Raw genomic sequence first — 23193 nt, 5'->3', positions numbered from 1 at the left:
ATCACGTAAGCTTTTGAAGTTCCAGTTCCAGCTCTTGAAAGGAAGCCTTACAAACTGTATCTATAGTAGTAAGGTGTGCAGATACTTCTGAAAGATTCTGCTGCTGCTTTACAGAAGTTTCAATAAACTCAACATCTTTGTTCAATTCATTAATGCCCATCATCTTAATGGTGGGCTTCATTTTATGCATTACTTTCCTGAAGTTCTCCCAGTCATGCTTGTCATGAAAGTCTCTTAATTCTCTCAGAAAATCGGGAGTCTGTTTAAGGAAGATCTCAATCATTTGTTTGATGAATCCTGCATTATTGTCAGATGCGTTGATCAGATATGAAAGGTCAGTATGTTTTTGATTTGTAATCACTGGTTGAAGAGTTTTAATTGGTGTTGTGTATTTAGTTACATTGCCTACATTCTCAACTATTTTGGAAAAGAGATTGTCAGGACTAAAAGGTTTTAAAATATAATCGTTGATTCCATATACTTTAATTTTTTCCTGTACTTCTGATAAAGCCATAGCTGTTAATGCTATAATTGGAATACTGTTTTTCGGTGCAGGAAATTCTTTTCTGATCTGTTCACTGACCTGATATCCATCCATTCCAGGCATTTGTATGTCCATAAGTATAAGGTCATACTCTTTGTTTTTTAGAAGATCCAGGGCTTGTGTACCATTCTCTGCAATGTCTGCTTGAATATTCTGTTTTTCAAGAAATTTAAGGACTACAAGCTGATTCATTTTATTATCTTCAACAATAAGTAGTTTGAGAAGGTCAAGTCCTTGAAATTTGTTAACGAAAGATTCCGATGGAGTCGTTATTTTGGTCTTTTGAGATGTGGAAAATTTAAGATTGAAAATGAACTTTGACCCTTCTTTAACTTTGCTTTCCACACCAATGTTGCCGCCCTGAAGTTCAATAAGTTTTTTGGTAATAGTAAGGCCTAAACCAGTACCTCCGTATTTTCTTGATATATCATGGTCTGCCTGAGTAAAGCTTTCAAAAATTAAAGAGAGCTTGTTTTCGGGTATTCCTATTCCCGTGTCTTTAATGGTGAATAATATATGCACCTCTTTAGGAGATGAATCAATAAGATCCACCATTATATCTATAGTTCCCACTTCAGTAAATTTTACTGAATTAGAAATCAGATTTAGTAATATTTGATTCAGTCTGAAAGGATCTCCTTTAAGGTATATGGGAATGTCATTGCTTACTTTTAATGTGATCAATACATTTTTTTCAGCAGCCTTGAAGGCAAATGTCTTCTTTAGATTTTCAAGTAAGTTGCGAAGCGAAAAATCTGTTTCCTCAAAAAATATTTTTCCTGATTCTATTTTAGAAAGATCTAGGATGTCGTTCACAATGGCCAGTAAATTATCTGAAGATGCCTTAAGAGCATTAAGATAATCTCTCTGTTCAGGATAATGTTGGCTTTGAAGCAATAGGTTGGTCATTCCAACCACAGTATTCATCGGAGTCCTGATCTCATGACTAATAACGGAAATAAATTGTTCTTTGGCCTTAGACGAGGCTTCCGCATGCTCTTTCTCTTTTTTTAAAGTTTCAGATGTTTGCTTTTGTTTTGAAACATCAATGCTATAGCATAAAAGTACTTTACCAAGGTCTGGAAATTCTGCAGGAACTTTGCCTATTAGGAATGATTTAAGCTGACCATCTATATTCATGGTTTTTTCTGTCATTCGTGGATGACCTGATTTCCATATCTCCTTTTCTTCAGCTTGAATCTTGATCGCAGTTTCTTTGTCCATAAAATCGATTACCGTGAGACCAAGAAAATTTTTGTTCAATCCTGATTTTGATTTTTGAAAATAAGGATTGATATAGATGATTTCTCCTAAGGGATTTTTAAGATATAGGTTAAGTGGAAGGTTGTCTATGATTTCCTGAAAATTGATTTTTTCTTTTGAAAAACGGCCCTCTGTAATCTCTTTTGGCAATAGACTGAATTGTGCTATCACTCGGTTTTCATTGATCCTTTGGAAAGAAATAAGGTAATTCGAATTATCCCATAGTTGAATTCCTTTGGATGTATTCTCTTTTAGGCACAAATTAAAAAGGTGCTGCAGAGGCTTTTTGAGAATACCTTCTTTGAAAAATAAGGCTAAGTTATCGCTTCCAGCTTCATTGTTTTCAATGAGTTGTCCTCCAGAATCCAAAACAAAAATCGGCTCCTTAATAATATTCAAGTCAAACATTCAAAATTGTCCCTTTAGCAATTGCTTTTAATTCAGTTCAATTTACATTAAAAATCAATTTAATATTCCTTCTGTATTCAAAATCAATTATTAGCATCTTTTTTGAAAAAATAAACTACGGAAACTTTGGACCTTTTAAAAGTTTCCGTAGTTTTGTGTAGAAAATAATGCCATTGAAATGAAAGAACGAATAGTAAAAGGCGCAGAAGAGTATTTTCTGAGTTACGGTGTGAAAATCATCACAATGGATGAGATTGCAAGGAATCTTGGAATCTCCAAAAAAACCATTTACCAGTATTATAAAGATAAGAATGAACTTGTTTGTGAGGTGATTAACAATCATTTACAGGAAAGACAGCAAAGCTATCTTCATATTGCAGATCAGGCTGCCGATCCCATCGATGAGCTGATAAAATTGTCAGAGTATATAAGAGATTCATTTAGAAATATAAATTCAATTATACTTTTTGAGGTAGAAAGATATTTCCCAAAAGCTTATAAAAACTGGGTTGATCATAAGGAAAAATGCCTTAAGGTATACATTATAGATATATTGAATAAAGGTAAGGCTCAGGGGCTTTTCAGACAGGACATCAATGTGGAAATGATCGCAAGGCTCAGGATAGAGGAGATTCAGCTTGGGTTTGATATCGCTGTTTTTCCTCCGCTACAATTTCCGATTCAGGAGTTGCAGATACAGTTTATTGACTATTTCCTTCATGGAATCTGTACATTAAAAGGACATAAATTAATTAATCAATATAAAAAAATCCAGGAAGAAGATTGAAATACATTTATATGAAAGCAAGGTACATTTTTCTACTTACTTTTCTCTGTGGCGTAACAAGAGGGTTTGCGCAAACAGATAGCAGTTATACACTGAAACAATGTATAGATTATGCATTGGAACATCAGTCTACATATCTGAACACTTCTCTGGATGCAGAGATAGCAAAGGCAAGAGTCGGAGAAATCCAGGCAGTAGGCTTGCCACAGATCACCGGTACAGTATCGATGATTGAAAATTCAAAGCTACGTAATATGTTTTTTGCTAAGTCCAATCCTTTGGCTGCATCATTTGGTACGTCCGGTGGTGAAGTTACAGGAGACGTTTTGGCTGTTAGAAATATATTTCAGTTACCAAGCTCCGGGGATGCAGGGGCAACAATTAGTCAGCTTTTATTCGACGGATCTTATTTTGTAGGATTAAAAGCAGCAAAAGCTTATCAGAGCCTTGCGCAAAAGACAATTCAACAGTCCAAGATTCAAACTGTAGATAATGTTACCAAAGCTTATTATCTGGTATTGATTACTCAGGAAAGAATTGCCAGACTTAACAGCAGCATTGCAACATTGGATTCCACAGTTCGCCAATCCAGACAAATGTATGCAAATGGATTTATTGAGAAAATAGATCTTGATCGTCTTGAGGTAAGCCTGAACAATTTACTCTCTGATAAGACGAAGTTTGATTCAGGATTGGACATTAGTAAAATGCTTCTGAAGTTCCAAATGGGAAAGCCTATTGAAGAGCCTATCAGTGCATCTGATACACTTGCTTTAAATAGTTCAGAGAGTGTATTACTAAAGGGAACTAAAGCAAATTATAACGAAAGAATAGAGTATGCATTATTGGAAAATCAGAAAATTTTGCAAAATCTGGATCTAAAAAATGTAAAAGCGGGTTACTATCCAAGTATTTCAGCTTTTGCTACGGGTGGCTATACCAGACAAGATGTAAAATTTGTGAATCTGTTTCAGTATAAATGGTATTCCTATGCCCTTTTAGGTGTAAATATGAATGTGCCAATTTTTGATGGTTTTGGTAAACATTACAAGGGACAGCAAAAGAAACTGGAATTGAGAAAGACAGAAAATTCAATACTTGCACTGAAGAATACGATCGATATGCAAGTGAGACAGAGTGAAATTACTGTGAACAATGCTATCAGAACACTTGAGGTGCAGCAGAAAAATATGGCTTTGGCAACCGATGTTTCAAGGGTAGTGAAAATCAAATATGCAGAAGGAGTAGGAACAAACATCGAAGTAACAAATGCCGAAGATGCGCTCAGAGATGCACAAACCAATTACTATAATGCATTATACGACTTGTTGGTAGCACAACTTGATTATAAAAAAGCTTTAGGAACATTAGTAACAGAATAATATGAAACATACAAACATAAACATAACCAAAAGCATGAAAGCAGGATTTTTTTACATAAGCTTAGCAGTTGCAATGTTTGCCTGCAAGTCGGCAAACAATCTTGAGAAAAAAGAGGCTGAACTAGCTGATTATAAAAAACAATACGAGGATCTTGAAACTAAAATAGCTTCTTTGGAAAAAGAAATTTCTGAAGCTGGTGGTAAAAAGAACGTTGTTACTAAACCTGTTTATGTTTCAATAGATACTCTTGAACCTGGCGTTTTCAAGCATTATGTGGAGGTCCAAGGTAAAGTGGATACGGATAAAAATATCACTCTTGTATCTAAAGCAAGCGGAACTATTGAGAAAATCTATGTGCAAAAAGGTCAGTACGTAAAAGCCGGAACTCTTTTGGCTTCTATAGATGATGCTATTGTTCAAAAAGGAATTGAAGAAGTAAATACTCAACTTGCTTTTGCTACCAGTGTTTTCGACAAACAAAAAAGACTATGGGATCAAAAGATAGGTTCTGAAATTCAGTTTTTATCTGCTAAAAACAATAAAGAATCTTTAGAGAAAAGAAAAGAGTCTCTTATCGAGCAGCACCAGCTGACAAAAATTAAATCTCCAATTGACGGAACTATCGATGAGATTTTCCCTAACCAGGGAGAAGTTACAGCTCCTGGATCACCAGCATTCAGAGTTGTAAACTCAAGTGCCTTCAAGATTTTGGCTGAAATACCTGAGTCATATGTATCTAAAATCAGAAGGGGAGATGAAGCAATCCTTAATTTCCCGGATGTAGAAGAAACTGCAAAGTCTAAAGTTACAGTAGTAAGTGATGTCGTGAATGCAGTAAACAGAAGCTTTCAGGTTGAGTTAGATGCTAAAAGCGTTAAAAATCTGAAGGCTAATCTTATCGCTAATGTGAAGATTAAAGATTATGAGAAGGCTGATGTTATGATCATCCCAATTAACGTGATCCAGCACTCCGATCAGGGCGACTATGTGTTCATCGCAGACAAAGGAATTGCTGTGAAAAAAATGATTACAGCAGGTAAGACCTACCACAGCAGTGCAGAGATTTTATCAGGATTAAACAAAGGTGATAAGCTGATTACTGTAGGTTATCAGGATCTTGTGGATGGCCAGCCTGTAACATTCTAAATAAATATTTATTAATGAGAATTATAAGGGAAAGGTACTTTTTCCCTTAATACTCAAATCATTTTTAATAAGTCAGCTCAAAGCATTTGCTTGAAGCGCTCAGTTAAAACAGACAAAAAAAGATGAAAGAATTTAAAGTCAGTAGCTGGTCAATAGACAATAAAACCAGTATATATGTATTGACCATCATCATTACGCTTGCAGGTATTTTTACCTACATGGCATTGCCAAAGGAGCAATTTCCTGAAATTGTTTTCCCTCAGATGTATGTCAGTACGCTTTATCCGGGAGCATCTCCGAAGGATATAGAAAACCTGATCACCAAGCCTATAGAAAAAGAAGTGAAGGCTATTGCCGGTGTGAAAAAGGTGACAAGTAGTTCAATACAGGATTATTCAAGTGTTGTAGTTGAATTTAAAACTGGGGTGGATGTTGCAGAGGCTAAACAAAAGGTGAAAGACGCTGTGGACAAGGCTAAGCCGGAATTACCTTCTCCAAGACCATATGAACCGGACGTAATTGAAGTAGACGTTTCTCAGGTACCTATCATGAACGTAAACGTTTCAGGTGATATAGAGCTTGACAAACTTAAAAAGTATGCGGACGACCTTCAAGATAAGATCGAATCTATAAAGGGTATCAGAAGGGTAGATATCATCGGAGCCTTGGAAAGAGAAATCCAGATAAACGTTGATAAAATGAAAATGGAAGCAGCAAATGTTTCCATGACTGATATCAAAATGGCTGTGTCTTCTGAAAATGTTAACCAATCAGGTGGACTTTTGAAAATGGATGGTATGAAACGTACCATTACCATAAAAGGAGAATACGAAGATCCTAAAGATCTGGAAAATCTTGTTATAAGATCATCTTCAGGAGCTGTCGTTTATTTGAAAGATATTGCAGATGTTGTGGATGGCTATGAAGAAAAAGAAAGCTATGCACGTCTTGATGGGAAAAATGTAATTACTCTGAACGTTATTAAAATGGGAGGAGAGAACCTTATTGAGGTTTCTGACCAGATCAACTCTTTGATTAAAGAATTAAAAGAAACTAAATATCCTAAATCTGTTAATATCACAGTTACTGGTGAGCAGGCAGATCAGACAAGAGTTACGCTACACGATCTTATCAATACTATTATCATAGGATTTATTCTTGTAACAGTAATTCTGATGTTCTTCATGGGAACAACCAATGCGATCTTCGTTGCAATGTCAGTTCCTTTGTCAATGTTCATTGCCTTTATGGTTATGGATGGTGCAGGGTTCACATTGAACATGATCGTTCTCTTTGGTTTCCTTCTTGCGCTAGGTATCGTTGTGGATGATGCGATCGTGGTTATTGAAAATACTCACAGAGTATTTGATAACGGAAAAGTGCCTATTAAGCAAGCCGCTAAAATGGCCGCAGGAGAGGTATTCCTTCCGGTACTTTCTGGAACTCTGACAACATTGGCTCCTTTCGTTCCATTGCTATTCTGGCCTGGAGTTATCGGAGAATTCATGTATTACCTTCCGATCACTTTGATTGTAACTTTGCTGGCTTCCCTATTGGTTGCTTATATCATCAATCCTGTATTTGCGGTTGACTTTATGAAGTCTCATGATGAAGAGCACGTTAAAGGCCATTTTACTAAAGGGTTTAAAATTACAACCATAGTATTTGCTGTAATTGCAATTATGTGTCCTGCATTGGGTTCTGTCGGAATGATGAATTTGACAATAACCTTCTACTTATTGTTCTTACTGAATAAGTTTGTATTAACAGGTGTTATTAAAAACTTCCAGGAGAAAACTTGGCCTGCAGTTCAGAATAAATATGAAAACGTTTTAAAATGGGCCTTACATAAGAAGAATCCTCTTTGGTTGTTACTGGGAACTATAGGAATGTTATTCTTCTCTATCTTTGTATTTTCTGTAAGAACTCCTAAAGTGGTGTTTTTCCCTGAAAGTGAACCAAACTTTATTTACTCATATATCTCCTTACCTGTAGGAACAGATCAGGCCTATACTGATTCAATTACAAAAGTGGTTGAGAAGAGAGTATTTAATGTTGTTGGAAAAAATAACCCGATGGTAAAATCTATCATCTCCAACGTCGCTGTCGGTGCAGGAGATCCAAATCAACCTGATCTAAGCGTTGCTCCAAACAAAGGAAAGGTAACTGTAGCCTTCGTAAACTTCGCAGACAGGAACGGAGAATCTTCTCTGGCTTACCTTGGTAAAATAAGAGAAGCTGTTAAAGGAATACCAGGAGCTGAAATTACTGTAGAACAAGAGCAGGGTGGACCTCCAACCGGAAAACCTATTAACATTGAAATGAGCGGTGATGATTACGAAAAATTGATCTCTGAATCTGAAAAGCTTATTAAGTATCTTGAAAACTCAGGAATTGAAGGTATCGAGAAACTTAAGTCTGATGTTCAGAAAAATAAACCTGAGATTGTTATTGAGGTGGACAGACAAAAAGCAAATGCAGAAGGTCTTTCTACGCTGACAATAGGCTCAGAAATCAGAAATGCCGTATTTGGAACTGAGATTTCTAAATTCAGAGATTTCGAAGATGATTATCCGATTCAGTTGAGATACAACTATGCTCAGAGAAATGATATCGAAGGTTTGTTGAACTCAAGAATCACTTACAGAGATATGAACATGGGCGGTATAGTTCGTCAGGTACCATTATCTTCAGTTGCTAAGATAAGATTTACAGATACCTATGGCGGTATCAATAGGAAAAATGAAAAGAGACTTGTAACAGTGTATTCAAATATCCTTACAGGTTATAATGGTAATGAAGTGGTTGGTAAAATCACTAAGGCTATCAAAGATTTCAAGAGAGCTGAAGGAGTATCTATAGATATGACAGGTGAGCAGGAAGATCAGAAAGAAACAGGAGCATTCCTTGGATTTGCCGGTCTTGCAGCGATAGGTTTGATATTCCTGATATTGGTAACTCAGTTTAATTCAGTGTCTAAACCAGTAATCATCCTAAGCGAAATTTTATTCTCCACCATTGGTGTATTCTTAGGATTCTCCATATTCAAGATGGATATGTCAATAGTTATGACTGGAGTCGGCATTGTGGCCCTGGGTGGTATTGTGGTAAGGAATGGTATTCTCCTTGTTGAATTCACCCATTATCTGGAAGAGCAAGGTTATACAACTAAAGAAGCCGCTATTCAGGCAGGTAAAACCAGGATGACTCCTGTATTGCTTACTGCGACTGCTACCATACTTGGTTTGATTCCACTTGCTGTCGGTCTTAATATTGACTTCGTTACTTTATTTACTGAATTTAATCCGCACATTTTCTTTGGCGGCGATAGTGTTGCATTCTGGGGACCTCTTTCCTGGACGATGATCTTCGGATTGATCTTTGCTACCTTCCTAACTCTGATATTGGTGCCTGTTATGTATCTTCTTGTAGACAAACTAAAAGTTAAAGTGGGGTACAAGAAAAAACATTCTGACCATATTTATGCTGGAGAAATAATTGATATCTCAGAGACCGAAGAGAATAAAGCATTATTAAAATAAAAAGTAAAGCACACACGCATGCGTAACCGGAATCTTAGTTTTTTATCCATTGTTTTAATAATCTTTCTGGTTATAGATGCATATGTATTCCAGGGTGTAAGAGTGCTGCTGCATTCTTACACTCCTGTAATCAAAAAGCTGATATATGTATTTTACTGGGGCTTCACCCTCTTTACACTTGCGGGTCTGATGTACTTCGCTGCCAGCCCTGAAAAGTGGACAAGAATGATGAAGGTCGTTTATTTCGGAAGTGTCCTCACCGTTTATTTTACCAAATTCATCTACTTTATTTTTCTGGTACTTGATGATATTATCCGTCTCTTCAGATGGGTATTTCAGAAAGTGTCATTGTTGTTTAACCATCAGCCACTTTCTTCTGGTGCAGAGATTCACAGATCTGAATTTTTATTAAAAGCAGGATTGGCATTTGCTGCAGTGCCCTTTTTTGGAATGCTCTATGGCATTGTGTTCGGAGCTCATGACTATAGAGTGAAGAGAGTTAAAGTTAAATTAAAAAAACTTCCATCTTCATTTGAAGGACTTAAGATTGCTCATATTTCAGATATTCATTCGGGAAGTTTTTATAATAAAGCTGCTGTTAAAAGAGGCGTGAAATTACTAATGGACCAGCAGCCCGACATTGTATTTTTTACAGGAGATCTTGTCAATGACAGAGCTACTGAAGTTGAAAATTATATCGAAGTATTTAAAGAAATAAAAGCTCCTATGGGCGTGTTTTCTGTTCTTGGAAATCATGACTATGGAGACTATGTGCCATGGAACAGCAAGGAAGAAAGAGTTGAGAATCTCAAAGACCTTATGAATGCTCATAAAAGAATGGGATGGGATTTGCTGATGGATGAGCATAGAATATTGAAAAAAGGGGGAGAAGAGATTGCTTTGCTGGGTATACAAAACTGGGGTAAAGGAGCAAATTGGCCTAAGTATGGCAAACTAAAGAAAGCATATGCCGGTACTGAAAAGTATCCTGTTAAACTTTTGCTTTCACATGATCCGAGCCATTGGGATGCACAGGTAAGACCCGATTATCCTGATATTGATATTACCTTTAGCGGACATACTCATGGCTTTCAGTTTGGTATAGAAGCTGCCGGTGTAAAATGGAGTCCTGTTCAATACAAATACAAGCAATGGGGAGGCCTTTATAAAGAGGATAACCAATACATCTATGTAAACAGAGGATTCGGTTTTCTAGGATTTCCGGGAAGAATAGGCATGCCTCCCGAAATCACTATAATGGAACTTTCCAAAGCTTAAAGATTCTCTGAAGTCTTAAGGAAATAAGCCATCTCCGCAAGTTGCATCATCACTTCCGTTTGATATGATAAAAGCTGCTGATCTTTTTTTTCAGGTTCATTGTTTGGAACTTCTGCGATCAGGGCTTCCTGGTAATGATTGATTTTCTCCATACACCAATCCATGAAATCATCTGCGGTTTGCACATTCGGGAACCTATTTTTGTCATGGAAAACATAGTCATATTCTCCTTTTTCAAAAACAGAATACAATGGTCCGGCAAGAAGATCACTTATGTGTTCGAGTCTATGCCATAACTGATAATATCTATCCGTCTTCAAGTCAGGCCTGTGAAAGGCATCCCAGAATATTTCTCTGAAATGGTCCAGTACCTCGGACTTATTCATCGCTTCATCCTTCATATAATAATAAAACAAACAAACTTTTTTAGTTGTTACAAATATAATGGACCTGTAAAAGATTCGATATGGTGACCTGTAAAAAATATACGGAATTGCATGATATGATCAAGGATATCAAAATTGCAATGCTAACAACTGTTGAAAGTAACGGATGTCTGAGAAGTGTTCCTATGACCACCATGCAAACCGAGTGTGAGGGGTTGGTTTGGTTCTTTACAAACTTTGATTCTCAAAAGGTTGAGGATATACGAATAAATAACTGCATCAATGTTACATATTCTGATGTTCATAAAAATGTCTTTGTTTCTGTAACAGGTAAAGCGGAAGTTGTTAAAGACCCGCTTAAAATGCAGGAACTATGGAAGCCTGTTCTTACAGCTTATTTTCCTAATGGCCTTGAAGATCCTGATTTAGGACTTCTTAAGGTTTCTATTGATGAAGCTGAATATTGGGATTCAAGAACAGGCAAAATGATCCAGGTTTGGGAAATGAGCAAGGATGCTGTTAGGTAAATAAAGCTGAAAGCGTAAAGCTCAAAGTTAAAAGTTGAAAAGTTTGGTAAAGAAGGAATTCAACTTATTTGATATAGATCTAATAACGTTGTTTTACCCCGCGTTGAGAAACTTTGAGGCTTTTCAACTTTAGGCTTTACGCTTAAAACAAATTAAGTTGTCCCTTTTCAGGTCTTTTAAAAACGGCAAGGTTTAAAGGCTTCATTTTTCTATCTCCAAGATACTTTTGAACAGACATGTGAAATAAGTCTGCTATGGCTTCTGCAATAGGTCCTTCTCCTTTCATTCTTGTGCCAAATCTACTGTCATTCAAAGTGCCTCCATGGCATTCTTTAATTTGGTTTAAAACCTTTTCTGCGCGCTCAGGATAAGCTTGTTTTATCCAATCTTCGAATATTTCTCCTATTGAACCATTTAATCTGACCATTGTATAAGCGGCAGAACTAGCTCCTCTTGCAGCGGATTCCTTAATAATTTCAGGTATCTCTGTGCTATTCAGAGAAGGGATGATAGGTGCCACCATAACATTAACTGGTATTCCGTTAGAAGCCAACACTTCAACAGCTTTAAGCCTCTGGTGCGATGTAGCAGTTCTAGGCTCCAGTTGTTGTCTTAAAGATTCATCCAGGGAGGTAATGGATATATTTACATGAACAAGATTATCATCATTCAACTCTTTTAATAAATCAAGATCTCTTAAAATAAGACTGTTCTTGGTAATGATGCTTACAGGATGCTTATACTTGAGAAATACCTCCAATAATCTGCGTGTAATACCAGTCTTTCTTTCCACTGGTTGGTAACAGTCTGTATTGCCTGCCAGCATGATAGGCTCTGGAGAATAATCTTTATGGTCAAAAAACTTTTCAAGAAGTGTAGGAGCATTCATCTTCATGATGATCTTTCTTTCGAAATCAAGCCCTGCACTCATCCCATAATATTGATGAGTATTCCTGGCGTAGCAGTAAGTACAGCCATGTTCGCATCCCTGATAGGGATTCATGGAATACATGCCCCTTAAATCGGGACTATCTATTTTATTGACAATTTTTTTGGGATGTTCTTTTAGAAATGTTGTGGCTTTGTTACTTAATAAAGGCTCATCTAACCCTTCAATATGCTCGGTAACGTAGGTGTCTTTTAAATAGGGATTTTTGGAGTTAATCTGAGCTCCTCTTCCCTTAATTGAATTTTCTGCCATAATTATTAGTAAATATACTAAAAATATTAGTATTTATATTTTGTTGAATCATTTTTTACTAAAATCTTTCAATGGATAGAGTTATAATTATAAAATCGAAGCTTTTTGCTCGAAGAGTGGAGCTGTAAGATGAAACTTCAGAGGTTTTGCCTTAAAAATGGTGCTCTGACCTCAAACATTAGAGCTTTTTGCTCGAAAATTGGAGTTTTGACCTGAAACCTCCGAGTTATTTGCTCGAAAATTGGAGCTCAGATCTGAAACCTCCGAGTTATTTGCTCGAAATTTGAAGCTTTGACCTGAAACCTTGAGGTTTTTTGCTCGAAATTTGGAGCTCTGACCCCAAGCCCCCAGCTTTTTGCTCGAAAGTTTGAGCTAAGACATGAAACCTTTAAGTATTAAACCTAAATCTTGGGCTTTAACCTCAAACCTTTTTCCATAGAATCGTGGAAAAGCAAGTTGAAACAAAAAAAATTACCAAAGCAAATGATTAAATTGTGTAAAATTTTAATTGCATATAATGTTCAGATCCGCATTTATTCATTTCTTTTTGTTACTAACACTGGTTTTTAATACTCAGGCCCAAACTCAGAAATCAAGATCAAATTATCAACTTTTATGGAAAGTGACAGGAAACGGCTTGTCTAAACCTTCTTATGTCTTTGGTACAATGCACCTTCAGGATAAAAGAGTGTACGATTTCAGTGACTCGGTTTTGGTTAAACTTCAGGAATGTCCTTCTTTCGCAATGGAGATCACACCTGACTCCATGTTACAGTATCTTTTTGTTGAAATGGACTTGGACAAAGACGATACAGTTAATAACATCAAAGCTCATCTTTCTCCAGAAGAATATGATATTCTGAATAAAAAGGTAATTAAAGAAACAGGTTTTGGAATTGATAAACTTAAAAAGAAAGATGCAAAGTCTGTTGCAATGCTTTTAAGCAAGCCCGTTCCAGGAAAGAAAGATAATGCAACGTTTCTGGATGCCTTTCTTTACAAGGTTGCTTCTCAACAGAAGAAAAAACTTATAGGGCTCGAATATTCCTATGAGTATAATTTACTTGATTCTATAGATGGCAAAAAAAATAAATGGATTTCTGACCTTAAAGAGATCATCTATTTTGACCAGGTAAAAGAATATTCTGAAAAGCTTATTAGTTTGTACTGGGCTGGAGATATTCAGAAAATATATGCTTCTACCGGATTTACTGGATCCATATCTATGGATATCAGGAATACTCGCATGGCCGACAGGATGGAAGCGAATATGAAAGAAATGCCAGTCTTTACTGCGGTTGGTGCAGCCCATCTACCTGGCCAGAAAGGAATAATTCAGCTACTAAGAAACAAGGGGTATACTGTAACTCCTGTACAGGCAACTTTCACAGGCATGGCCGCTAAGTTCAAAGAGAAGGCTGATGAGAATATATGGGTAAACTTCACGAATGAAGAAAATGGATATGCTGTAGACCTTCCTTCCAATCCCTTCCCCAATAAAAGTATGACGGATAAAGGTATAAATCTCTATCTCTATCCGGACATAGCAAGCGGTCTGACCTATATGACCATGACTTTCCTTATGCCTATGGAGATAAAGAAAGGTACAGAATCAAAGATGTTTAAAGCTTCCATTGATAACATGCTGAAGCAAAAGAATTCAAAATTATTGAAGAGCAATGTTACTACTTTCAATGGTTATCCATCATTCGATTTTGAAATCTATACTCCTTCAGATCAGATGTATTCTAAAGGCAAGATGATTTTAAGGAATAAAATATACTATATGGTTTTCGCAGGATCTTATAAAAGAGAAAACTTAACTGGTTCTGACGCTGAAAAGTATTTCAAATCATTTCAGTTTATCAATTTTAAAAATCCTGGATGGAAGGACTATATATCTGAAGCCGGGGCATATAAAGTATCTGTACCCTTTACAATGACAGAAATAAAAAATGAGGTGAATGCAGATTCCAATCTGATTGCCATAGCCATGGCTTCTGACCCTAAAGAGGAACTGGCATTTGGTGCTTCTTATGTTAATTTTAAAAGTGGATTTTACATCTTTGATGATAGTCTGTATCTCTCTTCTGCTGTTGAAAGAATGGCTACAAGCAGAGGGGGCAGTATTGATACAATTGCAGATATAGAAATAGCCGGGTTCCCCGGTAAAGAATTTATAGTGACTTCCGAAGGCTTTTCAATAAGGGGAAGAATTGTAATGAGAGGCTCAAGGCCTTACACTTATTTTGTAATCGGTGATAAAAAGAAAATTTCAGGAGAGGGTTCCACTAATTTTCTTGAGTCATTCAGATTTATAGAATATGATACAACCGCATTAAAACCATTTAAATATAATGAAGAACTAGTTGTAAATGTCCCCTCCGAAGTATCTGTGGATATTGATTCTTCCACATATTATTTTCTGAAAAGCTTCGATAAGAATTTCCATTTTCAGGATAAGAATTCAGGTGCATCTTACAGTTTAATGATTACTCATTATTCTAAATATTATTACAATTCAGAATCAGAATATTTTAAAGATGTCACTGACCTTTATGCAGAGGAGGGCGATTCTGTTATAAGCAGTAAATATATAAATGTAGATGGTATCAATGGGCTTGAATTAGTGGTTGAGAAAGGAAAAATTAACACCAATCTTAAAGTACTGATTTTACCATCTGGTCAAAATGTTTATTTGTTATATACTCAATACCCTCGAATAGAAAAGGAATCTAGGATTCAGAAGGAATTCTTTTCTTCATTTCATTTGTCTAAGCCTGTGCAGCCATCTTTTTATCAAAGTAAAGCAGCTTTATTGTTAAAAGATATTGTATCTGAAGATTCTTCTAAAAGAGAAGAAGCAAGGGGTTTTCTTGGATACTATAAATTTGAAAAACATGATTTGGATCTTTTGCATGCAGCCGTCAGTCGTTCTTATGATGATGACTCATTGGAATTTTATAGTGTCAGAGTAAAACTATTTGAAGCTTTGTCTTCACTAAATGAGCCCACTACATATGGAATAATAGGAAAGATTTATCCAAGTCTTGATAGCCTGCCAGGACTTCAGATAGAAGCATTGAAAGTATTGCTCGGTTCAAAGTCAAAGGACGGTTATGCTGCATTTGAAAGATTAACCTCTAAAAAACTTCCTGAATGTCAGTATTCTAATAACCTTTTTAGAGCAATGGCAGATTCAATTGAATTAAATGCAGAATTCCTACCTAAGTTTTTTGGGCATATTAAACATCCTGGTTATAGAGATGATTTGTATGATCTGGCTGTAACTCTTATTGACAGCAATCGGATAAGCCCATCTTACTTTAAAGATTATGAACAATCCATTATAGAATACTTTAGGGCTGATCTGACAGGTTTTAGTGATAGTACAAATCAGTATGTATATGAAGAGAATTTGATTTCAGCAACTGAATTGATGAAAAACTTTCCTGAAAATAGCTCTTATATGAATTTATTGAGCGAGTTATCAAAACAAAAAAGTTCTTATGTGGCAATAGAAGCTGTAAGAATACTTTTAAGTATTTCAAAAAAAGTTGATCCTTCTGTGATCGAAAAACTTGCGTCTGAAAGGGATTACAGAATCAGACTTTATAACATCTTGAAAGAGAAAGATCTGTTAAGTTTATTTCCTGCAAAATATCTGAAGCAAAGTTATTTTGCTGAAAGTGACATGGCATCTGTTCTTTCGGATGATATGGTTACTGAAAATATAGTACTTGTAAATAGCAAAGTGAAAAATATTCAAGGAGTTGATGGACGATATTATTTGTATAAATATTCTAGTCTTACCGAAGAAGGAAAAGAAGAGTGGTATGTTGGTGTGAGCGGCCCGCATCCGGTAGATAAGACTCAGGTTGTAACGGGAGGAGAGAGGACTAATTATTATTACCAAACACTGAAAAGTAAGTCTTTGTCAGAACATTATAAAGCATTGCTTGAAGAGAGCCAGTACGATTTATACGACTAACAAAGGGGCGAAAGCCCCTTTTGGTTTTTAGCGTTATCCTATGTCTACTGATAATTTAAATATGATGCCTTGACGATAGAGAGACGCCATGCATGTCGTCTCTACAAAGGAAATATCCACAACTTTCTGCTTTTAACTTTAAGTTTTCTGCTTTAAACTTTAAAAATATCTCTTTGCTTCCTTATACCAATCCCCTGTGCATTTAATGAAATATACACCAGCGCAAATAAATGGTGATAAAACGAATAGCAAAACGAAGTGAAGTTTAAATATCAGAAAGGTGCAAAGACCGATCACAAATAACCCTATGAAAAAACAAAGGGCAGTAGCAAGGTAAATAAACAGAAGTGTGGGGTAATAGATAAAGGAATTTCTGAATATTTCTCTGTTTTTTAGGAACTCCTCATATTTCAGTTTAGCCTCTTTTTCAGCACGCTCTTTTTTCATTTTTGCCCATTGGCGATAAACCTCCAAGGGATCATTGTATTGATAAGCATAGCCATGTCCATAAGCATAGCTTTGTTGATAATGAGTATTCTGTTGATAATGAGTATGCTGATTTGAGTTTGATCTTTGATCGTAAATGAACCTTTTGTGTTGATCTGCAAGCGTTTCATATGCTTTATTCAGCATTTGAAATTTAGTGTGTGCATCGGGAGACTTGTTTACGTCCGGGTGCCAGACTTTAGCTTTTTTTCGATATGCCTTCCTTATATCTTCCTGGCTTGCGCTTTGCGGAATTTCAAGTATTTCATAAAATGAAACGGCCATAAACTACCCTTTGGTTTTATTACGAATTTAACAAACTTTAGCAATTTTTCATCCCAAGGTATACCTTAACTGAATTTTTATTTCAGATCTGATGTTTCCCTGCGTTTCTTCCGATCCTGTACCGGTCATGTCCATAAATGGATAAATGTAATAACCATACTTTATCCAATAGCCCAAATGTTTTAATAACCTTCCATGCAAAACAAGGTATGCTCTGGAACCCTTACCATAATAGGCTGGAAGTGCATATCCCAATAATACATCTTTCTCAAAAACATATGCCCGGTTATCATAGTTCTCTGCATCCGACAAGGCATATCTCAGGGAAAGTTTAATACCCCTAAAATGAACGTTTATATCCTGGATGAGAAAATACCCATTAGTATTCAGATTGTTTTTTTTGGCTTTTGTCTGAATAATTTTTGTTGTAAGGGAAATAAATTCGTTAGCCTTATAGTCAAGACCTAATGTGCGCATTTCTGAAATGCATGTTTCTGTTGCGTAAGTAATATTAGTTGCGAAAGAATTTTGCTCCTGGATAGCTTTTCGTATTTGAATATAGGCTAATGTTGTCTTTGAGGGCTGATAGCTAAAGCGTATGTTAAAATCATTACCACGGCTTGGTTCATAAGTCCTGTATTTTAACCATGGAAAAGTATAGGTGTCGAAATATGCTGATAGGTTATATTTTTTGTTAGGAGTAATTTTGATTCCCCAATATAATCCGGTTTCGTTTTTATTTGTTGTGTTTTCTCCAAATGCTCTTCCATAAAAAGAATAAAAGTTTTTATCGTATTTTCTTAAGAGAAATAAAAAGTCAATTTTTTTGTGCAGACTGGCAAGTACTCCTCCCACCAATGCTTTACCGCCCCCAGTGGAGAAAGCGGCTTCTGAAAACATGGATAGATTGTAAAATCTATAAGCTGCATCTATGCTATAGCAGGTATTGTCCTGTCCTTTGAAATCAAAGCTGTTATAGATGTTTGTGTTTTTCTCAAATGATTTGCTGAAATGAGTATTGATAAAATTTAAACCTATATTAAGGTTTTGTATCTTGTTTTGAAACGATATAATAAAACCTGCATCTCTCTGACTAATTGCAGCTTTTTTGTTAATCTCACTTATTGTTCTATGATATCCTGTTGTATACACTGTAGAAAAATATTCATTGGATAATGAGTCGGACTCTGTTGTATTGATAGAAGCATCTTTATTGATTGAGGAATAAAATCCTGAAACTGTTATTCTTTTAAAAGTAAGGCTTGCAGCCGTTCCTCTGAAAAATCCACTCTCTGTAACTGATGTATTCTGCAATATACCTGAGCCAGCTCTTTTAATTCCTGATATAGCTTCAGCATTTTTTCCAAGATAATATCCTGAACCAAATATCAATCCTTGTCCTGCTTGTAGCTTGTAATCGCCTATGGTAAATGATTTCAGTTTACCTTTGTTATATACCCCGAGATGAAAGGAAGCAAAATCAAATAGGTAGTAGTTTTTAGCCGGTTCCCATTTGTAGATTTCTCCAGGATCTTTTTCTGCAATTAACCCAATACTGAAATCTTTCGCTTTTGAAGACTTTATCCTGATGTAGGTTTTATAAGGCTTTCCTAAGTATCTTGTACTTTCTGATGCATTAGAAGAATAACCTTTTTTATTTTCAGGACTTCTTTCGTATTTAATTATAAAATCTGCTGGGTTCTTGTGAATCCTTGCTAATAAGCCTTTCCATGAATTGTCAGATGAAATAACAGTGATAAAGGGCAATATTTTTTTTATTGTAAAGAGATCCAGTTCCTCAATGACCTGCAATTCATATATAGATTCATAATGACCAGTTGTTGCTCTGTGCCGCAATATTCCTTCAATTTGTTGTTCAGAAAGAAGATTAAGTTTTTGCAAATCTTCTCTTTCTGCATTATTAAGGTCTAGCGGTTCCTGAAAGAGGTCTAATATATTATTGAATATGGCTTCTTGTTCATCCTCGCTGGCTGCAGGGGTAAGCTCATTTAGCGTTACTTCGGGAATTTCATCCTGAGCAAATGAGACGGAGGATATCCCAAGTAAAATGATACAAATGGTTGCGGTTCGTATCATCTGAAATAGTAATTCAAAGTGAGATGATGAGTAGATCCTGCAGCACTCATTGTTCCTGTGGCATAGGCTATTTCAAAATTGTATTTCCGGATTCCTGCTCCGAAAAATACTCTGGACGGAAATGAGTTGATGCCAGTCCATATTCTGAAACCCTTTACTGGAGCATATTCCATTCCTGCTTTCAAGTTCATGGAATATCGGATTTCTTTTTCTGTTTCCACCGACAGCTGAATTTTGGATGAGGGCTTCCAAAGGATACCAAGTTTCATTACTGTCGGTAATCTTTCTTCAAGATCCTTTCTGATCTTAGTCTGGCTTATATTGTGAATATATGCTCCAAACGACAGCTCTTTGCTGAGCTCGGCCTGACCACCAAAAGAAAACAAAAGCTTGTGGATGGTCTTTTCTTCTGATATCTGTAATTGAAACAAATCAGCTTTTATCCCAAGACTTACATTCCGGATTTTATGAGCCAGTCCAAGGCCAAGAAAACTTTCATTATAGTTTCCATCTCCATATCTTGAAATATTAATTCCTGTCCAGAGCTGTTTGTATGGAATGGCTATAGCAGCATTGTATTTGTTTAATGCCTGAATCCCAAAATAATTGGCATAATAAATACCACATGCAGAGGATTCTAAATTAGCGAGCCCGGATATATTGTTAACAACAGACCAGAGATCAGTTCTTGAAACAGAAGTATTTCCCATTCCGACAGCCCCTGAGCCTGCGGGAAATGGATATCCGGTCCCTGCAGCTTTGTGAAACATAAAACCGCAGAGAACCAATAAAATCAGCCGTTTCATTGGCTATGATTTGATTAGGACTAACTCTATAGTAATTGAAATTCGGATTTTCCGAAAATGATTCTGACAAAATAACATAGCTGAAAAGTTGGTTGAAGGTTTGAATTTAAAAGAAGTTTCTGAAAATTAAAATCCCTGAAAATGAGAAATATATTTTTTGAGGAATAGGATGATATCTTTAGAAGCGATGCATTCGTTTAGATATAAATTATTGGATTATTTACTGGATATATTTAATTTAAAATCCGGTTTTATTGTCACTCATATTTCTACCCATGATTATTAAAGGAAAAGCAGTTTCATTCATTCTAATCTTAGTCTTCTTTGTCTTTGTTTCAGAAAGCATTCAAGCTCAGATTACTAAAGAGTATTACGATGAAGCGAAAACGAAAATTAAAGGAGAAGGTCTGCTGGAGAACGGACAGAAGCAAGGCGTTTGGAAGTTCTATGATGAAAACGGTATTCTGGAAGCTGAGATGGGTTATAATCAGGGACGTGAAGAAGGAACTGTAAAGAATTTCTATGCCACTGGAAACCTGGCTCTGGAAGCTTCCTACAAAGCAGGAAAAGAAAATGGTCCCTGGAAAGAATATTATAACAATGGGAAATCAAAGGTTGACGGGAACTTTATTGATGGTAAACAGGACGGCCCTTGGAAAGAATACTATTCAAACGGTCAGCTTTCTGTGGACGGAGCTTATATTCTGGATAAAAAAGAAGGAGCCTGGAAAGAGTTTTACCCTGATGGTCAGGCTAAGATTGACGGGGCTTTGAAAGATGACAAAAGGACAGGCCCTTGGAAAGAATATTACGATAACGGAAAGCTTTATTACGAATCAGTTTATAAAGAGGATCTTGAGAATGCTTTGACTAAAAAATACTATCCTTCAGGAGCATTACAAAGAGAAGGCGCCTTTGTAAATGGTAAAGAGGAGGGAGAGTGGAAAAGCTACTATGAAAATGGTAAACTGGCTTCCAGAAGTTTTTATAAAGATGGAAAAGCAACAGGCACATGGGAGGAATTTTTGGAAGGCGGTCAGAAAGTATCTACAGGTACATATAAAGATGATTTGCAGGATGGAAATTGGAAGTATTACTATGATGGAGGGCAATTGAAAGTCCATGAGGTCTGGACTTTGGGAAAATTAACTGACGTTCCGGGATATTATAATGAAAAGGGGATCGGTCTAAGTGTTGGATCTTTTAAAGGTGGCAATGGAACAAGGTTGTTTTATTATACTTCAGGAAAATTACTTGCTGAAATTCCTTATAAAAACGGGCTTCAGGATGGAGTTGCCAAATCATATTATGAAAATGGCACTCTGAAAATGGAGCTGACCTTCAAAGGGGGCAAAGAAGATGGAGTAATGACAGAATACTCTGAAAATGGAAAACTTTCAGCAGAGACTAATTGGAAGGATGGCAAAGAAGACGGGCTTTACAAAGAGTTTGATGAAGAAGGTTTTCCTGTAGCATTAGGCTATTATAAAGCAGGACTGGAAGATAGCCTCTGGACAGAGTTTCATGAAAATGGTAATATCCTTTCTCAGGGTTATTATATCAATGGCCAAAAGGAGGGTGATTGGATGGAGTTTTATGATACAGATACTCTTGCTGCTGTTGGTGGATACGTGAATGGAAAACAGGAAGGTGTTTGGAAAGAATATTATGGCAATGGCAAAATAGCCAGTGAAGGTTCCTTTGAAGATGGTGTGAAGTCAGGGTTATGGACAAGCTTTTTTGAATCAGGCAAAAAATCTATGGAAGGATTTTTCTTGAATGGTTTGGAAGACGGGTTATGGAAAACGTTTTATGAAAGTGGCGCAATCGAATCTCAGGGTGAATATTCTGCAGGCCTTGAAACAGGAGTCTGGAAAGAGTTTTATGAGAATGGTAAATTACAATCAGAAGGAAATTATACCGGTGGACAGGAAGATGGAACATGGAAAACATATTGGAGCAATGGTCAGCTAAATGAAGAAAATCAGTGGTCTAAAGGTAAGCTGGTGAACTCTGGTGATGTTTATTCCAAAGATGGCAAAGTTATCTTTAAAAGCGGTGTTAAAGGAGGTAATGGTTATTCCAAAAGCTTTAATGAAAATGGAAAGCTGTCTGCTGAAGGAGCCTTTAAGAATGGCTTACCTGAAGGTAAATGGAAATATTACCATGACAATGGTGCTTTAAAAGGAGAAGGAGAGATGAAGGCAGGACTTCGCTCAGGACAGTGGAAGTTTTTTACAGATGCGAGCAGACTTGAAGCAGAAGGTGCCTATAAAGATGATGAGTTATCAGGAGTATGGAGATATTACGAACAGGGCAAAATAAAAGACGTCAGAAATTATGATGTGGAGGGGGAAGATGAAGGTCTCTAAAATAATACTGGCCATCATACTTCTTACCAGTGCAATGACGCATGCTCAGGATGTTGTTGTTGAAAAGTATGATAATGGTAAAGTTAAAGCGGAAGGTTCTGTAAAAGACGGAAAGAAGGTTGGAGTCTGGAAGTTTTACTACAAGGATGGTACGATCATGGCTGAGGAAAACTATACTGATGGTGTGCTGGAGGGTAAAGTAAAACGCTATGATTTTAAAGGAAGGTTGAGTACTCTTGAATCCTGGAAATCCGGCCTTGAAGAAGATACAGCATTTGAATATTATCCATCTGGTAAGGTGTTCAGAAAGGGGAGTTATAAAGAAGGATTGCAGGAAGGAGAATGGTTTACTTTTTATGAGAATGGAAAAGTAAAAGATAAAGGAATGTATAATTTTGGTACAGCTACAGGCATTTGGTATTTTTATGATAAAGCAGGCAAGCTTCTGCATGAAGCCACTTACAACCACGGTATTAAAGAAGGTCCTGCAAAATTTTTTGATAAAAATGAAAAAATAGAATCTTCAGGAAACTATGTCAGTGGTGAAATGAAAGGTGAATGGACGATTTATAAGAATGGGAAGCCAGATATGATATATGAGTATTGAGTAATGCTTTGGCTTTTTTGCATAAAAACTTTAACAGTATTTCTCGTTGCGTTAGGTATTTTTGACCTGAAACTATCTCTTGAT

General features: G+C 36.3%; 15 protein-coding genes. 9 read left to right on the top strand and 6 right to left on the bottom strand.

The window, feature by feature from the left end:
- Position 1: 1 nt before the first annotated feature.
- The gene (locus J7604_RS12960; RefSeq protein WP_293896698.1) at positions 2 to 2215 is read right to left on the bottom strand and encodes a hybrid sensor histidine kinase/response regulator; all 2214 of its coding nucleotides are present in this window, start codon (positions 2213 to 2215) and stop codon (positions 2 to 4) included.
- 178 nt (positions 2216 to 2393) lie between these two features.
- On the opposite strand from J7604_RS12960, the gene J7604_RS12955 reads away from it, so the two are divergent.
- The 5 genes from J7604_RS12955 (at position 2394) to J7604_RS12935 (ending at position 10351) form a co-directional block, all read left to right on the top strand.
- Positions 2394 to 3002, top strand: coding sequence for a TetR/AcrR family transcriptional regulator (locus tag J7604_RS12955; protein ID WP_293896695.1), 609 nt, complete (start codon positions 2394 to 2396; stop codon positions 3000 to 3002).
- Between the two features lie 11 nt (positions 3003 to 3013).
- Positions 3014 to 4384, top strand: a complete 1371-nt coding sequence (locus tag J7604_RS12950; protein WP_293896692.1) for a TolC family protein — start codon at positions 3014 to 3016, stop codon at positions 4382 to 4384.
- A 1-nt stretch (position 4385) separates the two neighbouring features.
- Positions 4386 to 5531 (top strand): efflux RND transporter periplasmic adaptor subunit, encoded by a 1146-nt coding sequence (locus J7604_RS12945; RefSeq protein ID WP_293896689.1) that lies wholly within the window; start codon positions 4386 to 4388, stop codon positions 5529 to 5531.
- 122 nt (positions 5532 to 5653) lie between these two features.
- On the top strand, positions 5654 to 9073 hold the full coding sequence (locus tag J7604_RS12940) for an efflux RND transporter permease subunit (protein ID WP_293896686.1): 3420 nt from the start codon (positions 5654 to 5656) through the stop codon (positions 9071 to 9073).
- 18 nt (positions 9074 to 9091) lie between these two features.
- Positions 9092 to 10351 (top strand): metallophosphoesterase, encoded by a 1260-nt coding sequence (locus J7604_RS12935; protein ID WP_293896683.1) that lies wholly within the window; start codon positions 9092 to 9094, stop codon positions 10349 to 10351.
- Here J7604_RS12935 and J7604_RS12930 read toward each other — a convergent pair.
- A complete protein-coding gene (locus J7604_RS12930) occupies positions 10348 to 10737 on the bottom strand; it encodes a hypothetical protein (RefSeq protein ID WP_293896680.1) in 390 nt (129 codons plus the stop codon). The genes J7604_RS12935 and J7604_RS12930 overlap by 4 nt on opposite strands.
- Before the next feature lie 80 nt (positions 10738 to 10817).
- On the opposite strand from J7604_RS12930, the gene J7604_RS12925 reads away from it, so the two are divergent.
- Complete coding sequence (locus J7604_RS12925; protein WP_293896678.1) at positions 10818 to 11264, top strand: pyridoxamine 5'-phosphate oxidase family protein; 447 nt, start codon at positions 10818 to 10820, stop codon at positions 11262 to 11264.
- Between the two features lie 142 nt (positions 11265 to 11406).
- Here the strand turns inward: J7604_RS12925 and J7604_RS12920 are convergent, their stop codons facing one another.
- Positions 11407 to 12465, bottom strand: a complete 1059-nt coding sequence (locus J7604_RS12920; protein ID WP_293896675.1) for a PA0069 family radical SAM protein — start codon at positions 12463 to 12465, stop codon at positions 11407 to 11409.
- Between the two features lie 517 nt (positions 12466 to 12982).
- On the opposite strand from J7604_RS12920, the gene J7604_RS12915 reads away from it, so the two are divergent.
- A complete protein-coding gene (locus tag J7604_RS12915; RefSeq protein ID WP_293896672.1) occupies positions 12983 to 16456 on the top strand; it encodes a TraB/GumN family protein in 3474 nt (1157 codons plus the stop codon).
- Positions 16457 to 16615: 159 nt separating this feature from the next.
- On the opposite strand, the gene J7604_RS12910 is transcribed toward J7604_RS12915, so the two are convergent.
- From J7604_RS12910 to J7604_RS12900, 3 genes are read right to left on the bottom strand one after another with little or no spacing between them, the layout of a single operon-like run.
- Positions 16616 to 17227, bottom strand: coding sequence for a DnaJ domain-containing protein (locus J7604_RS12910; protein ID WP_293896670.1), 612 nt, complete (start codon positions 17225 to 17227; stop codon positions 16616 to 16618).
- 48 nt (positions 17228 to 17275) lie between these two features.
- Positions 17276 to 19324, bottom strand: coding sequence for a helix-hairpin-helix domain-containing protein (locus J7604_RS12905; protein ID WP_293896667.1), 2049 nt, complete (start codon positions 19322 to 19324; stop codon positions 17276 to 17278).
- Complete coding sequence (locus tag J7604_RS12900) at positions 19321 to 20130, bottom strand: hypothetical protein (RefSeq protein ID WP_293896664.1); 810 nt, start codon at positions 20128 to 20130, stop codon at positions 19321 to 19323. The genes J7604_RS12905 and J7604_RS12900 overlap by 4 nt, the downstream gene beginning before the upstream one ends.
- Positions 20131 to 20405: 275 nt before the next feature.
- Here J7604_RS12900 and J7604_RS12895 point away from each other — a divergent pair, with 275 nt between their 5' ends.
- Positions 20406 to 22502 carry a toxin-antitoxin system YwqK family antitoxin gene (locus J7604_RS12895; RefSeq protein ID WP_293896661.1) on the top strand — a complete coding sequence of 699 codons (2097 nt, stop codon included), beginning with the start codon at positions 20406 to 20408 and terminating at the stop codon, positions 22500 to 22502.
- The gene (locus tag J7604_RS12890) at positions 22489 to 23109 is read left to right on the top strand and encodes a toxin-antitoxin system YwqK family antitoxin (protein WP_293896658.1); all 621 of its coding nucleotides are present in this window, start codon (positions 22489 to 22491) and stop codon (positions 23107 to 23109) included. Before J7604_RS12895 ends, J7604_RS12890 begins: the two co-directional genes overlap by 14 nt.
- The last annotated feature ends 84 nt before the right edge of the window (positions 23110 to 23193 follow it).

Source organism: Sporocytophaga sp. (genome assembly GCF_017745095.1).
Lineage (GTDB): Bacteria > Bacteroidota > Bacteroidia > Cytophagales > Cytophagaceae > Sporocytophaga.
The sequence above is the reverse complement of the archived record's forward strand: the minus strand, read 5'-3'. Positions and strand labels throughout refer to the sequence as shown.

Coding starts and splice junctions, on each gene's coding strand:
- J7604_RS12960 (WP_293896698.1), bottom strand. CDS start 2,215: ATGTTTGACTTGAATATTATTAAGGAGCCGATTTTTGTTTTGGATTCT.
- J7604_RS12955 (WP_293896695.1), top strand. CDS start 2,394: ATGAAAGAACGAATAGTAAAAGGCGCAGAAGAGTATTTTCTGAGTTAC.
- J7604_RS12950 (WP_293896692.1), top strand. CDS start 3,014: ATGAAAGCAAGGTACATTTTTCTACTTACTTTTCTCTGTGGCGTAACA.
- J7604_RS12945 (WP_293896689.1), top strand. CDS start 4,386: ATGAAACATACAAACATAAACATAACCAAAAGCATGAAAGCAGGATTT.
- J7604_RS12940 (WP_293896686.1), top strand. CDS start 5,654: ATGAAAGAATTTAAAGTCAGTAGCTGGTCAATAGACAATAAAACCAGT.
- J7604_RS12935 (WP_293896683.1), top strand. CDS start 9,092: ATGCGTAACCGGAATCTTAGTTTTTTATCCATTGTTTTAATAATCTTT.
- J7604_RS12930 (WP_293896680.1), bottom strand. CDS start 10,737: ATGAATAAGTCCGAGGTACTGGACCATTTCAGAGAAATATTCTGGGAT.
- J7604_RS12925 (WP_293896678.1), top strand. CDS start 10,818: ATGGTGACCTGTAAAAAATATACGGAATTGCATGATATGATCAAGGAT.
- J7604_RS12920 (WP_293896675.1), bottom strand. CDS start 12,465: ATGGCAGAAAATTCAATTAAGGGAAGAGGAGCTCAGATTAACTCCAAA.
- J7604_RS12915 (WP_293896672.1), top strand. CDS start 12,983: ATGTTCAGATCCGCATTTATTCATTTCTTTTTGTTACTAACACTGGTT.
- J7604_RS12910 (WP_293896670.1), bottom strand. CDS start 17,227: ATGGCCGTTTCATTTTATGAAATACTTGAAATTCCGCAAAGCGCAAGC.
- J7604_RS12905 (WP_293896667.1), bottom strand. CDS start 19,324: ATGATACGAACCGCAACCATTTGTATCATTTTACTTGGGATATCCTCC.
- J7604_RS12900 (WP_293896664.1), bottom strand. CDS start 20,130: ATGAAACGGCTGATTTTATTGGTTCTCTGCGGTTTTATGTTTCACAAA.
- J7604_RS12895 (WP_293896661.1), top strand. CDS start 20,406: ATGATTATTAAAGGAAAAGCAGTTTCATTCATTCTAATCTTAGTCTTC.
- J7604_RS12890 (WP_293896658.1), top strand. CDS start 22,489: ATGAAGGTCTCTAAAATAATACTGGCCATCATACTTCTTACCAGTGCA.